Source organism: Mycobacterium sp. NGS49, assembly GCF_059812565.1.
The window spans coordinates 149216-162857 of the sequence record NZ_JCALCX010000001.1; the positions used below are offsets into that span (position 1 = coordinate 149216).

At 64.8% G+C, this 13642-nt stretch carries 13 protein-coding genes and 1 pseudogene; 2 read left to right on the plus strand and 12 right to left on the minus strand.

Annotated features, from left to right (window positions below; all coding sequences use genetic code 11):
• Positions 1 to 8 precede the first annotated feature (8 nt).
• Both AC5Y7D_RS00710 and AC5Y7D_RS00715 read right to left on the minus strand, forming a co-directional pair.
• Positions 9 to 1835, minus strand: a complete 1827-nt coding sequence (locus AC5Y7D_RS00710; RefSeq protein ID WP_499920536.1) for a putative glycosyltransferase family protein — start codon at positions 1833 to 1835, stop codon at positions 9 to 11.
• Between the two features lie 104 nt (positions 1836 to 1939).
• Positions 1940 to 4513 (minus strand): SEC-C metal-binding domain-containing protein, encoded by a 2574-nt coding sequence (locus tag AC5Y7D_RS00715; protein WP_499920538.1) that lies wholly within the window; start codon positions 4511 to 4513, stop codon positions 1940 to 1942.
• Positions 4514 to 4685: 172 nt separating this feature from the next.
• Here AC5Y7D_RS00715 and AC5Y7D_RS00720 point away from each other — a divergent pair, with 172 nt between their 5' ends.
• The gene (locus AC5Y7D_RS00720) at positions 4686 to 5429 is read left to right on the plus strand and encodes an ankyrin repeat domain-containing protein (protein WP_499920540.1); all 744 of its coding nucleotides are present in this window, start codon (positions 4686 to 4688) and stop codon (positions 5427 to 5429) included.
• Positions 5430 to 5506: 77 nt separating this feature from the next.
• Here the strand turns inward: AC5Y7D_RS00720 and AC5Y7D_RS00725 are convergent, their stop codons facing one another.
• From AC5Y7D_RS00725 to AC5Y7D_RS00755, 7 genes and pseudogenes are all read right to left on the minus strand, one after another.
• Positions 5507 to 5803, minus strand: a complete 297-nt coding sequence (locus tag AC5Y7D_RS00725) for a type II toxin-antitoxin system RelE/ParE family toxin (protein WP_499920541.1) — start codon at positions 5801 to 5803, stop codon at positions 5507 to 5509.
• Positions 5800 to 6051: pseudogene (locus AC5Y7D_RS00730) on the minus strand (type II toxin-antitoxin system ParD family antitoxin). Before AC5Y7D_RS00730 ends, AC5Y7D_RS00725 begins: the two are co-directional and overlap by 4 nt.
• Positions 6052 to 6360: 309 nt before the next feature.
• Positions 6361 to 6765, minus strand: coding sequence for a type II toxin-antitoxin system VapC family toxin (locus AC5Y7D_RS00735; RefSeq protein WP_499920544.1), 405 nt, complete (start codon positions 6763 to 6765; stop codon positions 6361 to 6363).
• 23 nt (positions 6766 to 6788) lie between these two features.
• Complete coding sequence (locus AC5Y7D_RS00740; RefSeq protein WP_499920547.1) at positions 6789 to 7025, minus strand: type II toxin-antitoxin system Phd/YefM family antitoxin; 237 nt, start codon at positions 7023 to 7025, stop codon at positions 6789 to 6791.
• Between the two features lie 173 nt (positions 7026 to 7198).
• Entirely contained in the window at positions 7199 to 7441 is a 243-nt protein-coding gene (locus AC5Y7D_RS00745; protein ID WP_499920549.1) for a hypothetical protein, read from the minus strand.
• Positions 7438 to 7731, minus strand: a complete 294-nt coding sequence (locus tag AC5Y7D_RS00750) for a hypothetical protein (protein WP_499920551.1) — start codon at positions 7729 to 7731, stop codon at positions 7438 to 7440. Before AC5Y7D_RS00750 ends, AC5Y7D_RS00745 begins: the two co-directional genes overlap by 4 nt.
• Positions 7732 to 7843: 112 nt before the next feature.
• Positions 7844 to 8173, minus strand: a complete 330-nt coding sequence (locus tag AC5Y7D_RS00755) for a nucleoside triphosphate pyrophosphohydrolase (RefSeq protein ID WP_499920553.1) — start codon at positions 8171 to 8173, stop codon at positions 7844 to 7846.
• Between the two features lie 70 nt (positions 8174 to 8243).
• Between AC5Y7D_RS00755 and AC5Y7D_RS00760 the strand changes: the two genes are divergently transcribed.
• Entirely contained in the window at positions 8244 to 9305 is a 1062-nt protein-coding gene (locus AC5Y7D_RS00760; RefSeq protein ID WP_499920555.1) for an HNH endonuclease, read from the plus strand.
• Here the strand turns inward: AC5Y7D_RS00760 and AC5Y7D_RS00765 are convergent.
• Genes AC5Y7D_RS00765 through AC5Y7D_RS00775 form a run of 3 tightly spaced genes read right to left on the minus strand, consistent with a single transcriptional unit; the run spans position 9280 to position 13409 of the window.
• Entirely contained in the window at positions 9280 to 9798 is a 519-nt protein-coding gene (locus AC5Y7D_RS00765; protein ID WP_499920557.1) for a GIY-YIG nuclease family protein, read from the minus strand. The genes AC5Y7D_RS00760 and AC5Y7D_RS00765 overlap by 26 nt on opposite strands.
• Positions 9799 to 9846: 48 nt before the next feature.
• Positions 9847 to 10311 (minus strand): DUF6884 domain-containing protein, encoded by a 465-nt coding sequence (locus AC5Y7D_RS00770; protein WP_499920559.1) that lies wholly within the window; start codon positions 10309 to 10311, stop codon positions 9847 to 9849.
• Complete coding sequence (locus AC5Y7D_RS00775) at positions 10308 to 13409, minus strand: DEAD/DEAH box helicase (RefSeq protein ID WP_499920561.1); 3102 nt, start codon at positions 13407 to 13409, stop codon at positions 10308 to 10310. The genes AC5Y7D_RS00770 and AC5Y7D_RS00775 overlap by 4 nt, the downstream gene beginning before the upstream one ends.
• Positions 13410 to 13642: the final 233 nt, after the last annotated feature.

The following is a 13642-nucleotide window of genomic DNA, read 5'->3' on the forward strand; positions in this document are numbered from 1 at the left end:
CAGCAGGGCTATGCGGGTGGCGGGACGACCCCCCACACATTGACGTCCCGCCAGATCGCGATCTCGCCGACCCTTTCGGGAGTTCGGCCGAAAAGATCGGTGAAGAATACGAGCATCGCCTCCCATGTCTGCATCGGCCCGACGATCACGTGGCGGACCTCGGCGAAACGCAGCGTGGCGGCCACCTGTGCCCGAATTTCTCCGCGCGCCACGATCGCACCCTTGCCGTCCTGGATCGCCAGCATGATCTGGGCCAGCCGCGTCGGCGGCGGACCCGATCTGGTCTGGCCGTCCGGCTGGGGCATGTAGGCGTAGGCCTCCGGCATCCGCAGCCCATAGTCGGCCTCGGCGGCCCAGAGCATCGGTGCGGCCTGGCCCCCGTTGATGAAATACGGTGCGACGAGGACTGTCTCGGCCGGCCCGATGTTGCGGCTTGCCCAGGTGCGGAAGAACACCGGCGTATAGGACGGCTGCCGGTCAAGCGGAGCGGGCAGGATCAGGACAAGCGCCGCCACCACCGGCAGCAGCCACCCAATCGCGGGCCGCCGAGCAAGGCGAGTCGTCCGGGCGAGCACTATCGCGACGATCACGGCGATCGCCAGCCAGGCGAAGAGCGTGAAGCGCCCCGGCAGAACATGTTTGAGCAGTGGCAGCTTACTGAAGGGCAGCCACGGCAGCGGTACGTTGAGGTCGTGTTTGCCGACGTGCAGCCGCGGCCCGAGCGAAAGCACAAAGAGCAGCACCGCGCTGATGCTTGCCACGCGAACCCGAAGGTCGCCCCACCGGCGAACGGCAACGACTGTCAGCACGATGAGCAGCGGCAGCCCGACGTAGGCCGTCGCCTCGTGATACAGGCCGCTGAACTCGCGGGACACCCGTGTCGCGGCGTCGGGGGCGACCAGTTGGTAGGGCGTCGGCAGGACAAGGTTCAGCAGGTTGGTCGAGAGGGTCTCCGGATCTTGAACAGGGCCGCTAATCCGTTGCGGCCCAAAGAACTGCACCCCCAACGGCCAAGCCGCGAGCACCAGAAATGTCACCAGGGCGACCGCCAGCGCGGGGACCAGCCGGGCCACGCCTTGGCGCCACCGCTGCCGAACCTGCCCGTCGCGACGGGCGACGGCCAGGACGCCCACGAGCACCGCGGCCGCCACCACGCTCGTGGCGAGCGTCTCCTCGTTGATGAGCAGCTGGGCGGTGCTCAGGACTCCGAGGGCGAGGCCGGCTTGCCAGGGTGGTCGGCGCCGGGTCACCAGCAGCTCGTCGATGATCAGCAGGAAGAGCGGCGGGACCCAGGCGTTGGCGAGGTTGAGGTGCAGGGCAGCGTGGGAAGCCACGTACGGCGAGAACGCGTAGACCGCTCCCCCGACCATCGGGCCGAGGCCGTCCCCGGTCCAGCGTCGGATCGCGAGCCAGGCGGTGAATCCGCTGCAGGCGATGCCGATGACCATCATTACGTTGAAGCCGAAGACCGGGCCGCCGATCTTCGCCGGGAGCCAACCCAGGAGCCCGAGCAGCGTCATCGGGGTGTTCCACATGAGGTTCACACCGTCGGGGGCACCGATCTGCGTGGTGAAGAACGGACTGAGGCCGTTCGCCAGTGCGTGCGGCGTCCAGCCGAGGTACCAGATGGCCTGCTGCTGGTCGCAGCAGCCCCCGGCCCAGCCGGACCTCGGGTCGCTCCAGGCACCGATGGTGAGGACAACGGCGCCGACGAGGTACACCAGGAATGCGGTGAGCCCGCCGAGGCGACCGCTGGTCCACCGCCTTGGCGAACTCTTCTCCGCTCCCTCGGGGGGCGTTGAGCCGGGTGGCGAACGCCGTGGCTGTCCTGGCACCAAGCCTCCTCCCATGGCGCAACGTGCCCATCGTGCCAAGCCCGCCTCGGGGCAGGGCCGATTATCGGAGGCGTCGGGCTGAACTCGCCCCCGCCCGCCGGAAGCTACCGTAGGCCGAGCGCGGCGCGTAGCCGGTCGGCATCCATGCCGCCGCGGGCAGCTTCACCGGTGGGGAAGGTGTCGAGGAGTTTGATCAGGTCGCCGCGTCGAGTGGGATCGTCGGCGGCCTGCCGTGGGGTGTGGCCGTCGAGCGCGGGGACGGGTTCATCGAGCCACTTCGTCTCATAGTCACGGATGACCTCGGCGAGGATTGCGGCCAGCTCGGGGCCGTCGGGGTCGAGCGGGTCCTCGCCGGCAAACGGCGACTGCTCGGCGAGCTTCGCGATCTCGCGGGCGTCGCGCACCGGACGGCGGGAGTCGTCGAGCACCTTCATCGTGGGGTCGAGCCGTATCAGCGTCGCCAGCACGCGGTCCATCCGCTTTTCGCTATTGGCTGCCAGCCGCAGCTCGTGGCCGTCAAGAACCAGGGTGGCGCGGATGCGTGACATGCCCTGGGTGGTGACGTGCTCGAACCAGCGCGGCGGCTCGTCGCCGTCGACCCGGTCGTAGGTGTCGTCGAGCGCGGCCTCGATCCCGGCCGGGTCGCCGACATGAACCGTGGCCTCGCAGATCGCGAGCGGATCGCCCTCGGTGTTGACCAGCGTCGGCGGCGCGAACCGGCCGCTAAGCTGCGCCACCAACTCCACCGCGTCGGGTTCGGTGTCGAGCAGGTCGATCAGCCGGTCGCGCTCATGCAGTGCGACCGGTTCCAGCCCGCCGAAGAACTGCATGGTGTCCCCGGCGGGCACCACGCGTGCGCACACCAGGTGCCCCGGCTTCAGCTGCCGGCTTGCCGTCCGCTCACGCACGTCGTGCGTGTCGCCGGTGCGCACATCGCGGAGGGTGACCCCCAGGCCGGGCTGTACCTGCTCGACCTCGAACACCGAACGGTCCACCAGCAGCCACTGCTGCGCCAGCAGTCGCTCGTCGTCCGGCAGCAGCGACCCCCGTATCTCGAGGAACTCCTCGAACGCGCCACCCTCGAACAGCACCGCGTCCAGCACCAGCGGATCGTCCATCGCCGCGTCCAGGGCGTCGGGATCATCGACGGCATAGCGGGAGCGCTCAAGGGCCGCCTCGATCAACAGCTCGTTCCAGCCGTTCAGCTGTGCGTGCTGGGCCGCCTTCGCGTACAACCAGCCCGCCCGTTCGGCCAGCGGCAGCTGCTCGCGCCCGAGATGGCATTTCTTGTACTTGCGCCCAGACCCGCACCAGCACAACTGGTTTCGGCCGACGTCGCTTCGCGGCTCGGCGCGGTAGCGCGTCAGTAAGTCCACCAGCGGGTGGTCCGGCCCGGCGTCGGCGCGGCGCAGCAGCGACAACGCGCGCTCAACGTCGCCGCGATCGGAGGCGAAGCGGGCCAGGTCGAGCAGTGGCAGCGGCCAGTCCGGATCCATCGACTCGGCCGCGAGCAGTTCGTGCTCGGCCGCGTCGATCTCGCCGATGCGCTCCAGCGCCACCGCGCCCAGCCAGCGAGTCGCTATCCGTGCCGCGGGTGGCACTCTGGGCCCCAGCACCTCGGCGAACATGCCCAGCGCCGGCGCACCGTCGCGGCCGCTGCCGACCGTCTCGGCCACCAACAACTCGGCCAGCAGCGGATCGGCAAGCGCGGCCCCCAGCTCACCGACGAGATCGAGGAACCCCTCGTCCTCGGGCTCTGTCCCGTCGGATTCGGTCGCACTCTCGGCGGTTGCCGTTAGCTGGGGCTCGTCCGCGTCGGCGGCATCGATCAGCAGCTGCGACATCTGGTCGTAGAGCCTGAGCAATGTGTAGAGCACGAACGCGTCGTCGGGGTCGAGGTCATGTCGCTCGGCCAGCGACGCACACCCGCGCTCGAACAGCCAGTGGTCGAAGTCGAACCCCGCGGGTGCCAGCCACTCGCCGCGGCGCGCCAGACCGTAGTCGTCGACGATCTCGCTCAGGGGCGGCACTGGCTCGGTGAACGCCGCCGGGTCCTCGATGCACGCCGTCCATACCGCCGCGTCGACGTAGACCGGTTCGTCGGCGCCGAGTGTCGCGGCAAGCCGAGCACCCATGGTGGTGTGCGCGAGCGCGGTGACCCGCTCGACCACAAGTCCCTGCTCGGTCTGCCGCACTCCGACCAGATCCCCCTCGGCCGCGCCCAACGTCTCAAGCGTGCCTGGCGTCAGCAGCAGCGCCCCGAGCGGGTCGACCACTTCGGCCGGGATACCCCGCTGCGCGAGCAGCTCGTCGTCGAACGCACCGAGCGCAACCCGCGCTGCCGACCCGTCGGAGAACCGCCCATACCCCTCGTGGTCGCAGAGCGCGGTGATCGGGTCCAAGTCGGGGGTCACAGCGAGCATGTCGTGGGCCGCCTCGTCGGCGCCGAGCCGGTGCGTGAACACCCGACCGGCGAGCACGGTCGGCAGCCACACCCACCGATCGTCGACCAACTGTCCTGCTGGGAAATCGATTTCGTCGAAAACTTCGTCCATCAAGGTGTCCGGGTCGGCCACTCCGCTGTCGCGCAGTCGTTGCGCGATGCCATCGTCGTCCAATGGGCCGTGTTCGGCCAGGATTCCTGCCAGGATCCGCTTCGCGTCGAACGTCTCCGTCACGCGCCAAGCCTATGCCGCGGCCAGTTTGGGTAGTCAGCCGCCGTCCGGCGTCTTCGTGGACGCCCGCGTGGGCGGTGACGTAGGCCGACGATCTTCATCGGCGGGGCACGGATGCCCGGGGGCCACTTTGTCTTAGCCTCGCAGGTACTACTCCGCGGAAGGAGGGAGCGTCATGGCCGGCCACGAAAACGCACCGACCGACGAACCCTTCGTGTGGCGCGGGATCCTCGACCCCGACCAGCTGTTCGACGACGACGTGTCGGCGGGGCACGAACTCGCCGATGCGGCCAAAATGGGTGACTGGCCAACAGTATTCGACGTGCTCGACAACGCCGAACCACGTGTGGACATCAATTGGTGGCGACCCGGCGGGACCTCGTGGTTCACCGTCTTGCATCACGCGGCCTGGCACGGGGCACCCAACGAAGTCGCCGCCGAACTCATCCGGCGTGGCGCCTTGAAGTCGCTCACCGACGCCCGGGGGCGCACCGCTTACGATCTCCGGTGCGAACGGGACCTCAGGGCGGATAACCCCAAAGACATTGCCGCACAACAGCGCAAGTCGCTGGTGCTGCGCACTCGCTATCTCAAGCCACCCCCTTCCCCCTTGGCGCGCTACGAAATCCGCGCGCTCGACTGGCACCTGGCCGAAGTCATCGACAGCCGCATCTGTGGCGTGCTCTATGACGGCCGGGATCCCCAACGTGTCCTGCGATACCCGCCCGTCAAGATCTTGCATGAGGTGCCGGGCCAACGCATCTGGTTCCCCGTGCCCGGGATGTACGGGGGCTTTGACATCACGTTGGTTCAGAACCATCTCGATGTGAAGAGTTGGTGCCGCGTTGTTGGCGGTTCAGGCCAGGCACATGTGGTCACGACGCAGGGCGCCGTCCTGGTCGACGAAGGATTCGTGTAGTCAGAGGCTAACTTCCGGCCGCGGGGCCACCGCGACGTAGGGACGCACGGTGCACTGAGTGGGGGCGACCGGAAATGTTAGAGGTGGCGGTCGACGTCCATGCGCTGGTGCGGTACCCGTACGACATCCATGACGCCGTCGGGCGTGACCCTGTAGTACAGGGTGTGCGACCCGGCGGCGAGCTTGCGGTAGCCGGGGCGGATCTCGTCGCAGGCTCGGCCGATCCGCCGATTCACAGCGGCGCGTTCGATGGCGCTCTGAAATTCGCGCAGAAACTCGTCGTCGGCCTGCTCGACATCCCAGCGGCGGCACGTGTAGTACCAGGTCTGTTCGAGACCGAGCTGAGCTGCCGGCGAGAGGAGGTATCGCCTCACCGGCCGCCCGGTTCGCCAGCGCGTTTGCAGGCGAGGAAGGCATCGAAATCGAAAAGTGTCGAGGGCCCGCTGTGCTCGCCCTCGATCAGCGCCTAACGCAGCGCGCGCAGCTGGGTCTCGCGGTCTTCGAGCAATCGCAGAGCTGCCCGGACGACGTCACTGGCCGAGCGGTAGCGACCCGAAGCGACCTCGTCGTCGATGAACGCACTGTAGTGCTCGTCGAGTCTGAAAGACGTGTTCTTGCGCACGGCGCGAACATACCAACTGTTGGTACCCCGTCTCGGCTGGTCGGCACGCGCGATGCGAGCTGTAGTTCCTTCGACCTGAAAAGCCTGTGCCTGCGCTGTGCCGGGTCATGCCGGCGACGTCCTTCTCCCGGCCGGCGGCCGGCTCGCGGCCGCGCCCGAGTTGAATGTCTCCGAAGTGATGGCATTGGCGCATCTATATCGCGGGTCGCGACCCGGGTATGGGGCGAACAGATATGCGTGCCCAGCTGTTGCAGTGTCCCGCCGTTGCATTGTGCACCAACGCTTTTCGACAACGGGGTCTCTGCAACCTCAGGGCTTGCCGTAATCGGGGTGCGGGACGGTTCGCAGGTCCAGGCGCGGGATCGCGTCAAAATCTGACGGATTGCAGCTGTACAGCGGCAGCCCGTGGGCAATCGCGCTGGCGGCGATCAGCGCATCATAAGCGCGTGCCGCAGGCTTTCGGCCGGACGCTCGCAAGGATGCGGCAACTACCCCAAATGCGCGTGCAGACTCGGCATCGAACGCCAGCACGTCGAAGTCGGACTCCGCCTGCTGCAGATGCGCCTGGCACGCCGCGCGCTCTTCGTCGCTTTGGGCGACATGCGGCCCCACCGACAACTCGGCCAACGTGATCGCGCTGATCACGGCTTCGTCGGGCAGATCTGCAGGGTCTTCGATGCGCCCAAGCAGGATCACCGTTGATGTGTCGAGCATTCCTCTCGACGCCGACTCAGGGTTCACAGCGTCGGATCAATGACGGTGTCGATGTCATGTCGCAGCACGTCGGGGTCAACTCGAGGCAACCCTTTCCTGCGCTCAATAAGTTCGACAGGTCTCGCGCTGCGGCGTGGCAACGGTCGCAACTCGGCGACCGCGCGCCCGTCGCGGGTGACGATCACACATTCGCCGCGCTCCACACGGTCCAGCACCTCTCCCCCTTTATTGCGGAGATCGCGCACGGTTACTGACTCCACAGCCGCAGTGTATCACCGGTGAGACAGCTGAGCCCGGCCCGGACATGCGCATGTGACAGATTCCCGAGTGCATCGCGATGGTCACGGCAGCAGCCCTGCCACCACTCCGCACAGCTGCTCGACTTCCGCGGTCGAGGGCTGCATCTCGTAGGCGTGGAGGTGGCAGGCGTTGCTCAGCCGTTCCATGCCACCGCGGCACGCTCGGCCGCCTCGGCGGTGTCGAGCGCACGCAAGATCAGCAGCTTGCTGCGCGTGGTCGCCCAGGGGGCTGGGGCAGCGAGGTTCACGCACCGTTGGTCGATGATCTCCTCCAGTGCCCGACGCGCCAGGAATGCCGCCATGCGCGACGACAGACCACCGGTGCCGCGCGTTGCCAGAATCTGCCGAGCCTGACCGAGGAGCTCGACGGCACTCATCGCAGTGCCAGCACGGCTTCGACGGTCCGTTCGAGTTCGCGCGCCTCGTGTTTGGAGACCCCGAGGGCTTCGCCGTGCACGGCGTTGCGCAGGCGCAGGGTCGGGCGACGCTCCGGTTTGGCGTCGAGCCAGCCTTTGAGATCGGCTGCTGGGTCGCCGTGTACCGACAGCGCCAACCGCGCGCCGGTCTTCTTCACCGACATCCACTCCTGCTCAACTTCCGCCCGCGGCCGGCCTGCCAAGGACTGCTTGGTGTAATACGCCTGCTGGGCAGCCGATTCCATCGCCATGCGGTTCCAAAACGTAAGTGATTTAATGGTCTTCGTCTAGAAACCCTCGGTCCTGTTGGTCTTACGACGCAAATTGATAGCCATCCCATTCGATAATCGCCCGCATTGATGGTTACGGCGCAGTCGGCGCCTGATCCGCGTTTTCGAGCCAAACCCGCAGCGCGAACCCACCCCGTTCGAGGCGCTTGCACCGCGCGGCGTCGACGATGCTATCGAGGGTCGCGCCGTGCTCGGCGACAATAGCCAGGAGGACCTCGAGGATGTCAGCAGCCTCCTCGATGACTGCATCCGCGTCACCCGCGGCACGCAGTTCGGCCACCTCTTCGACGAGTTTGTCTTCCAGCGCTGCCCGAAACTCCTTCGTGTCCAGTGTCCATACGGCGGCAACGCGTCCTGCACTTCGAATGATGCCGGGGATGTCGTCCCGCACCAGTTTGCCCACAGAGTCTCTCTCCCTTGCAATAGTGCGCTAGTGCAGTTCTACCGCCGGCCACTGACATAGGCTGGGCGCTATGGATAATGACCCGCTGCTGCTCGGCCAGCGGGTGGTGGCGATCCTCGAGACCGGCCGCCGCACAGCGACGTACAAGCTTGCGACACTGATGGCGCTGATCGAGCACTGCGTCGAGAACCTGCCCGAGCAACGTGGCGACACGCTGCGAGTACCGCTGCCGGAGCTGGCACATCGGGTGCTAGCAATCTACTGGCGGCAGGTCCGGCCGTTCGATGGCCATGAGTTGCGCCAGTCAACCGGGTCGATCGCGCGAATCCTGCGCGCTACAAAGGAACTTGGTGTGGCAGCGGGCCGACCGGCCAGCTCCGTCGATGTCGCGCGGTTGCGCGCTCCGGCAGCTTACGAACGCGCCATCGACGACGTGGTGTTGTGTCTCGCACAACAACCGTTGCACCGGCTGCAGAAGGTGGCGGGCTCGTTGACCAGTGATCAATTCCTATACGACGACTCGCTCCTGCACGACCATGTGTTACGGTCGACGCTGCGCGCGCATGGCGACGCCATCGAACTCAAACCCGCTGTTGCATACGGCCTCGCTCGGCTAGCAGGACTGCTGAAGCCGGCACTTGAAACCATGTGGGTCGACGATATTCGTCGAATGAACAAGTTCCTCGACTCCGAAGTTCCCGATATTGCCGGGCATTTGTTCGGGCGGGAACGGGCCGCGTTGGCCGCTGTGCGACAGCCGTTCAAGGAGGCGTTTGGTCCGCACTGCTTCTATTGTGGGACACACCTTCCGGCCACCAACCCGATCGATCATGTGCTGCCCTGGTCGCTTGTCGGTATCGACGGGCTGGCAAACCTGGTGCTCGCATGCATGCGCTGTAATGGCGACAAAAGCGGAGCCGTACCGGCGGTGGGCATCGTCGACCGCGTGCTCGGGCGGAAGCGTGACGTTCTCGAAGAGATCGCCACCGCTTTGCAGTGGCCGACCCAACATGAGCGCGTGGTAGCTGCCGCACGGGGGATCTATCGCGGGCAACCGGCCGGTGTGCCGACATGGTCGGGCTACAAGCGGACTGAGCGGCTCGACATCAGCTTTCTTCCTCGGTGGGTCTAGTCGGATTCACGATCGCACGCCGCAGCTCCTTTAGGCGGCGGCGTAGTGGCGTGGGTCGCATGCCCTGCAGATTCAGTGGCGGGTCCAGCCGCTCAAGCACGTCTCGTTCGAGGCGCCCCAACACATCTGGGTCCTCAAAAGGGATGGCGACAACCCGCAGATGCTCATTCATCCACTGCGTGAGTGCCGCTTCGTCGATACGCGCCGCACCGGTGGCCACAACAAGAATCGCACCCAAAGTGCTTCGAAACGTGGAGAACTCGTGATTGCCACCCAGGTGCATAGTCATGACACGCGACCACAGCGTGTTGTTCGACCGCTTACCGCTCGGCCAGCGGGTCGCCCCAGCAAGACCCGCATAGATCAAGCCGCACTGGACCAGTGATCCGAGGCCACGACTTAAATCCTTCGCACCCGCTTGATCAACCCACCAGCTATAGAGCCCCGGCCGGTCGACGGTGGCCTTGCCTCGATCGGCAAATTCTTCGGGCAAAATAGCCGCAGTGCTGTCGCGAAGGGCCTCAACGAATTGGTCGACATCCTAGGGATCCTCGGCTATTTCCTGACCGATCGAACCGTACCAAGCGAGTCGCTGCCCCATGGATAGGCCGTGCAACGGGTCAACGACTCGCTCGCCAAGCCTTTCCAGGTGTGGACGAACGGCATCGAGATATGTTGATCCTGCTTGAATTTCGACGCCCTTGTCGCTGAGCGACCCGGCAAGTAAGGCGAGCCGAGCAGCGACCCAAGCGCCCCACGCCGACCGATAGGATGAGCTGGTGTCGGCCAAATAGCGCTCATACGGCGCCAACCATTCGTCCGGCGCCACCAAGCCATGCTCCGCCGACAGAATGAACCAGGGGACTCCGGCACGCTCAGCGTAAGCTCGCTCCTTTCGAAAGAGTGGCGAGACGTATAGATCCTTGGCCGGAGCCGGCCGGTTTCCCTTTGCTTTCACACACGCCACCAAGACGATGTGAACCTTTTCGGTGGGCTCGATGCTCACGCCACCGCCACCGTGGACGCCTGGTACACCTCAGTCGGCATCGGCTGAAGCAGCCGCCAGGTGACCGCCATCGGCCGGTCTCCTTCGTGGGAAACATATTCGGCCGGTCCCAGGAAAACATATGGCGAAGTCCCAAGCGCGTTGGTCTTTTCTTGCCGAACGAACAGCAGGATGTGCGAACCTCGCTCCCGATGATGGATGTATCGCTGCCCCGTCGGTGAAGTCGACGACGTGGTCGATTGGGATTCCCAATGAAAAAGGCTCCGGCTTAACGCGAAATCGCGGTACATCGTCGTTGGCGAGTACTCGCGGTCAGATTTCTTCAAGGTGATCAAGAAAGCATCGGCTTTGACGTCCTCGCACCACGCCACTCCTTCCCGCATCGTGCTGGGTGTGCGGCGCAGGGACGCGAAACCCAACGCAGAAAGGATTTCCTCGCGGGAATAACTCGCATGAACCTCGAGCGGTACCTGGGCGAGCGCGGTGGCGAGGCTTCCCAACTCGTAGGTGCTGCGGCGAGCACTGTCGAATGCGATGTCGATTACTTCGCGCAGTTCGTCGACGACGGCTTCCCCCTGCAACGCATCGAGTCCTGCTGCCAAATTGTCGAATCCACCGCCATTAGGGTTCAACGAGTAGAACAGCATCTCGGCGAGGCGCCGCTCGGTCGGGCTATCCATGTCAACGTTGCCCTCGAGGATGGACCGGTAGGCCGTCCACCGACGACGGTCGTCAACGTGGGCGACTGCGCGAACACGTTTGACGAGATCGGTCTCGCGAGGCCCAATGTCCGAACCAAGTTTGCCGGCGTCACGGCACAGTGACGTCCACGACCGGTTGTTCTTCAACACGTCTTCCAGCCGACGCCCGGACGCATCGAGATAGGACGCCAGCCGATTGTCCGGATGCGCACGAACTTCGGATATCAGCGCAGCCCACCTGGGAGCGACTTGCTGTCGGATGTTTTCCAAGACGAGATCCCGCGCGACCGGATCGAGAACGATCTGACTGCCCGATGGCAGGAACGGGAAGCCCTCCTCGACCTGACGATGCAATGCTTTTCCGCTAAGTCCCGACATCGCTCGAAACCGTAGATCAAACCGGAACTCTCGGCGTTGGTGCCCGACAAAATCCAGCGCGGTCAGTACGGTCTTATCTCTGGTAAGCCGCAGCCCGCGCCCCAGCTGCTGCAGGAAGACGGTCGCGCTCTCCGTGGGGCGCAGGAATAGCACGGTGTCGACCTCGGGAATGTCGAGGCCTTCGTTAAAAAGGTCGACCGCGAAGAGAATGTTGATCTCCCGGTTGCGCATCGCGGCAAGTGCGTCGCGACGGTCGGCCGCTGAAGTCTCGGCGGACACTGCACGAGCGGGAATGCCGCCTTCGCGAAATCGCTCTGCCATATAACGCGCGTGCTCGACGCTGACGCAGAAACCTAACGCGCGCATGGCCGCAACGTTGTCCACCTTATCGCCGAGCTCCTTGAGCACGATGCGGGTGCGGGCATCGTTGCCGGTATAGACGCCGCTAAGAGCTGACAAATCATAGCCGCCACGCCTCCACTGAATGGCCTCAAGATCTGTTCCGTCGTGGATGCCAAAGTAATGGAACGGGCACAGCAAGTTCTGCTCCAGTGCTTCCCACAACCGCAGCTCGGCAGCAACCCGGCCACCAAAGAAATCGCGTACGTCGACGCCGTCGGCGCGCTCGGGGGTAGCGGTAAGCCCCAACAGTTCGATCGGACGCACGTGGTCAAGCAACCGCCGATACGATGCGGCCTCGGCATGGTGGAACTCGTCGATCACTACGACGTCGAAGTGATCCGGTGCGATACCGGAAAGCCTGGCGCGCGAAAGGGATTGGATGCTCGCGAACACATGACGCCATCTTGCCGGTTCTTGTCCATCGACGAGTAGCTCGCCGAAGGTGGGATCAGTGAGAACTTCTTGATACATGCGACGAGATTGCAGCAGAATCTCTTTGCGATGTGCCACAAACAGCAGTGTGAGGTCACGGTCGTGGGTGTCTCGGATGAGTCTGCGGTAGTCCAAGGCTGCGATGACCGTCTTGCCAGTGCCGGTCGCCGCGACGATAAGGTTTCGATGACGATCGTGAATCGTGCGCTCTGCGTCAAGTTCCTCCAGAATCTCGGCTTGGAACGGCTTGGGTTCAACCTCGAGGCCCGACAGGGTGACGATGATCCCCTCACGCTCTCGACTGCCCGATGCGGTCTCGAGCGCCGCTCGCAAGCGGTCGCCGTCCTCCGATGGCCTATACAACTCGAATTCCCGATTTTCCCAATAGGAGTCGAAGGTAGCCCGAAACTTCTCCAGTAGATGGGGTGTCGACATCGCTGACAGTCGGACGTTCCATTCCAGCCCATCCACGAGCGCGGCATGGGAGAGATTGCTGGACCCTACATAAGCTGTGTGAAATCCCGTGTTACGCCGTAGTAGCCAAGCCTTGGCGTGCAGGCGGGTGCGGTCAGTCTCGTAATTGATGCGAACTTCGGCCCCAAAATCGTTGACTAAAGCATCGAGAGCGCGAGCATCCGTGGCGCCGAGGTAGGTGGTTGTGATGACACGCAGCGGAATGCCCCGCCGGCGCAGTTCATTGAACTGGCCCTCGAGTAGCCGCAGCCCCTGCCATTTGACAAACGCGCATAGCAGGTCAACATGGTCGGCGCTGGAGAGCTCGGCGCGAAGCTCAGCGGCCAGGGTCGGTTCGTTGCGTGCATTCGTCATTAGCGCAGCATCCAAAAATGGGGTGGCAGGCCGTGGCAAACGAGCATTACCTAGGGCACTCGAGCTCGCCACTTCGTCGAGCCGATGGATCTTGCCCGGCTCGACACGGTGCAGCGCCTCGCTAACAGCGTGAGCATCGGGCAGGACCTCGAGAATCCGTCGAACGAGTTCTATGCGGTCCTCAGCGGTGCCAGCGCCGCGCATTGCGCGTTCGATGATCGGCGCGAGATGGCGCGCGATCGTCAGCGCCTGCTCGGCCTCGTCAACGGTGCCGTACTCGGCCTTCAAGTCGTCGCTTTGCCGGAGTTGCTCACTGAGCTGATCTGTCAGAAGCGACTCGTATATACCCCTGTACACGAGTTGGACGTTAACGCATGCCGGCGACAATGCCGGGCAATATTTCGTGGACACCCTGGAGTACGTGGAAGCCCCTTAAGTCGTGCGGCACTTTGAAGGACCGCTGCAGGCGCTGGTGCCATCACCGAGGGCGACCATAAGACCTCGCCGAGAGGGCCGATGAGGTGATCTTCCCAAGGCAAGCCGTCCAGTAACGTACAGCGAACGTGAACGACTGCGGCACACCTAGCTGG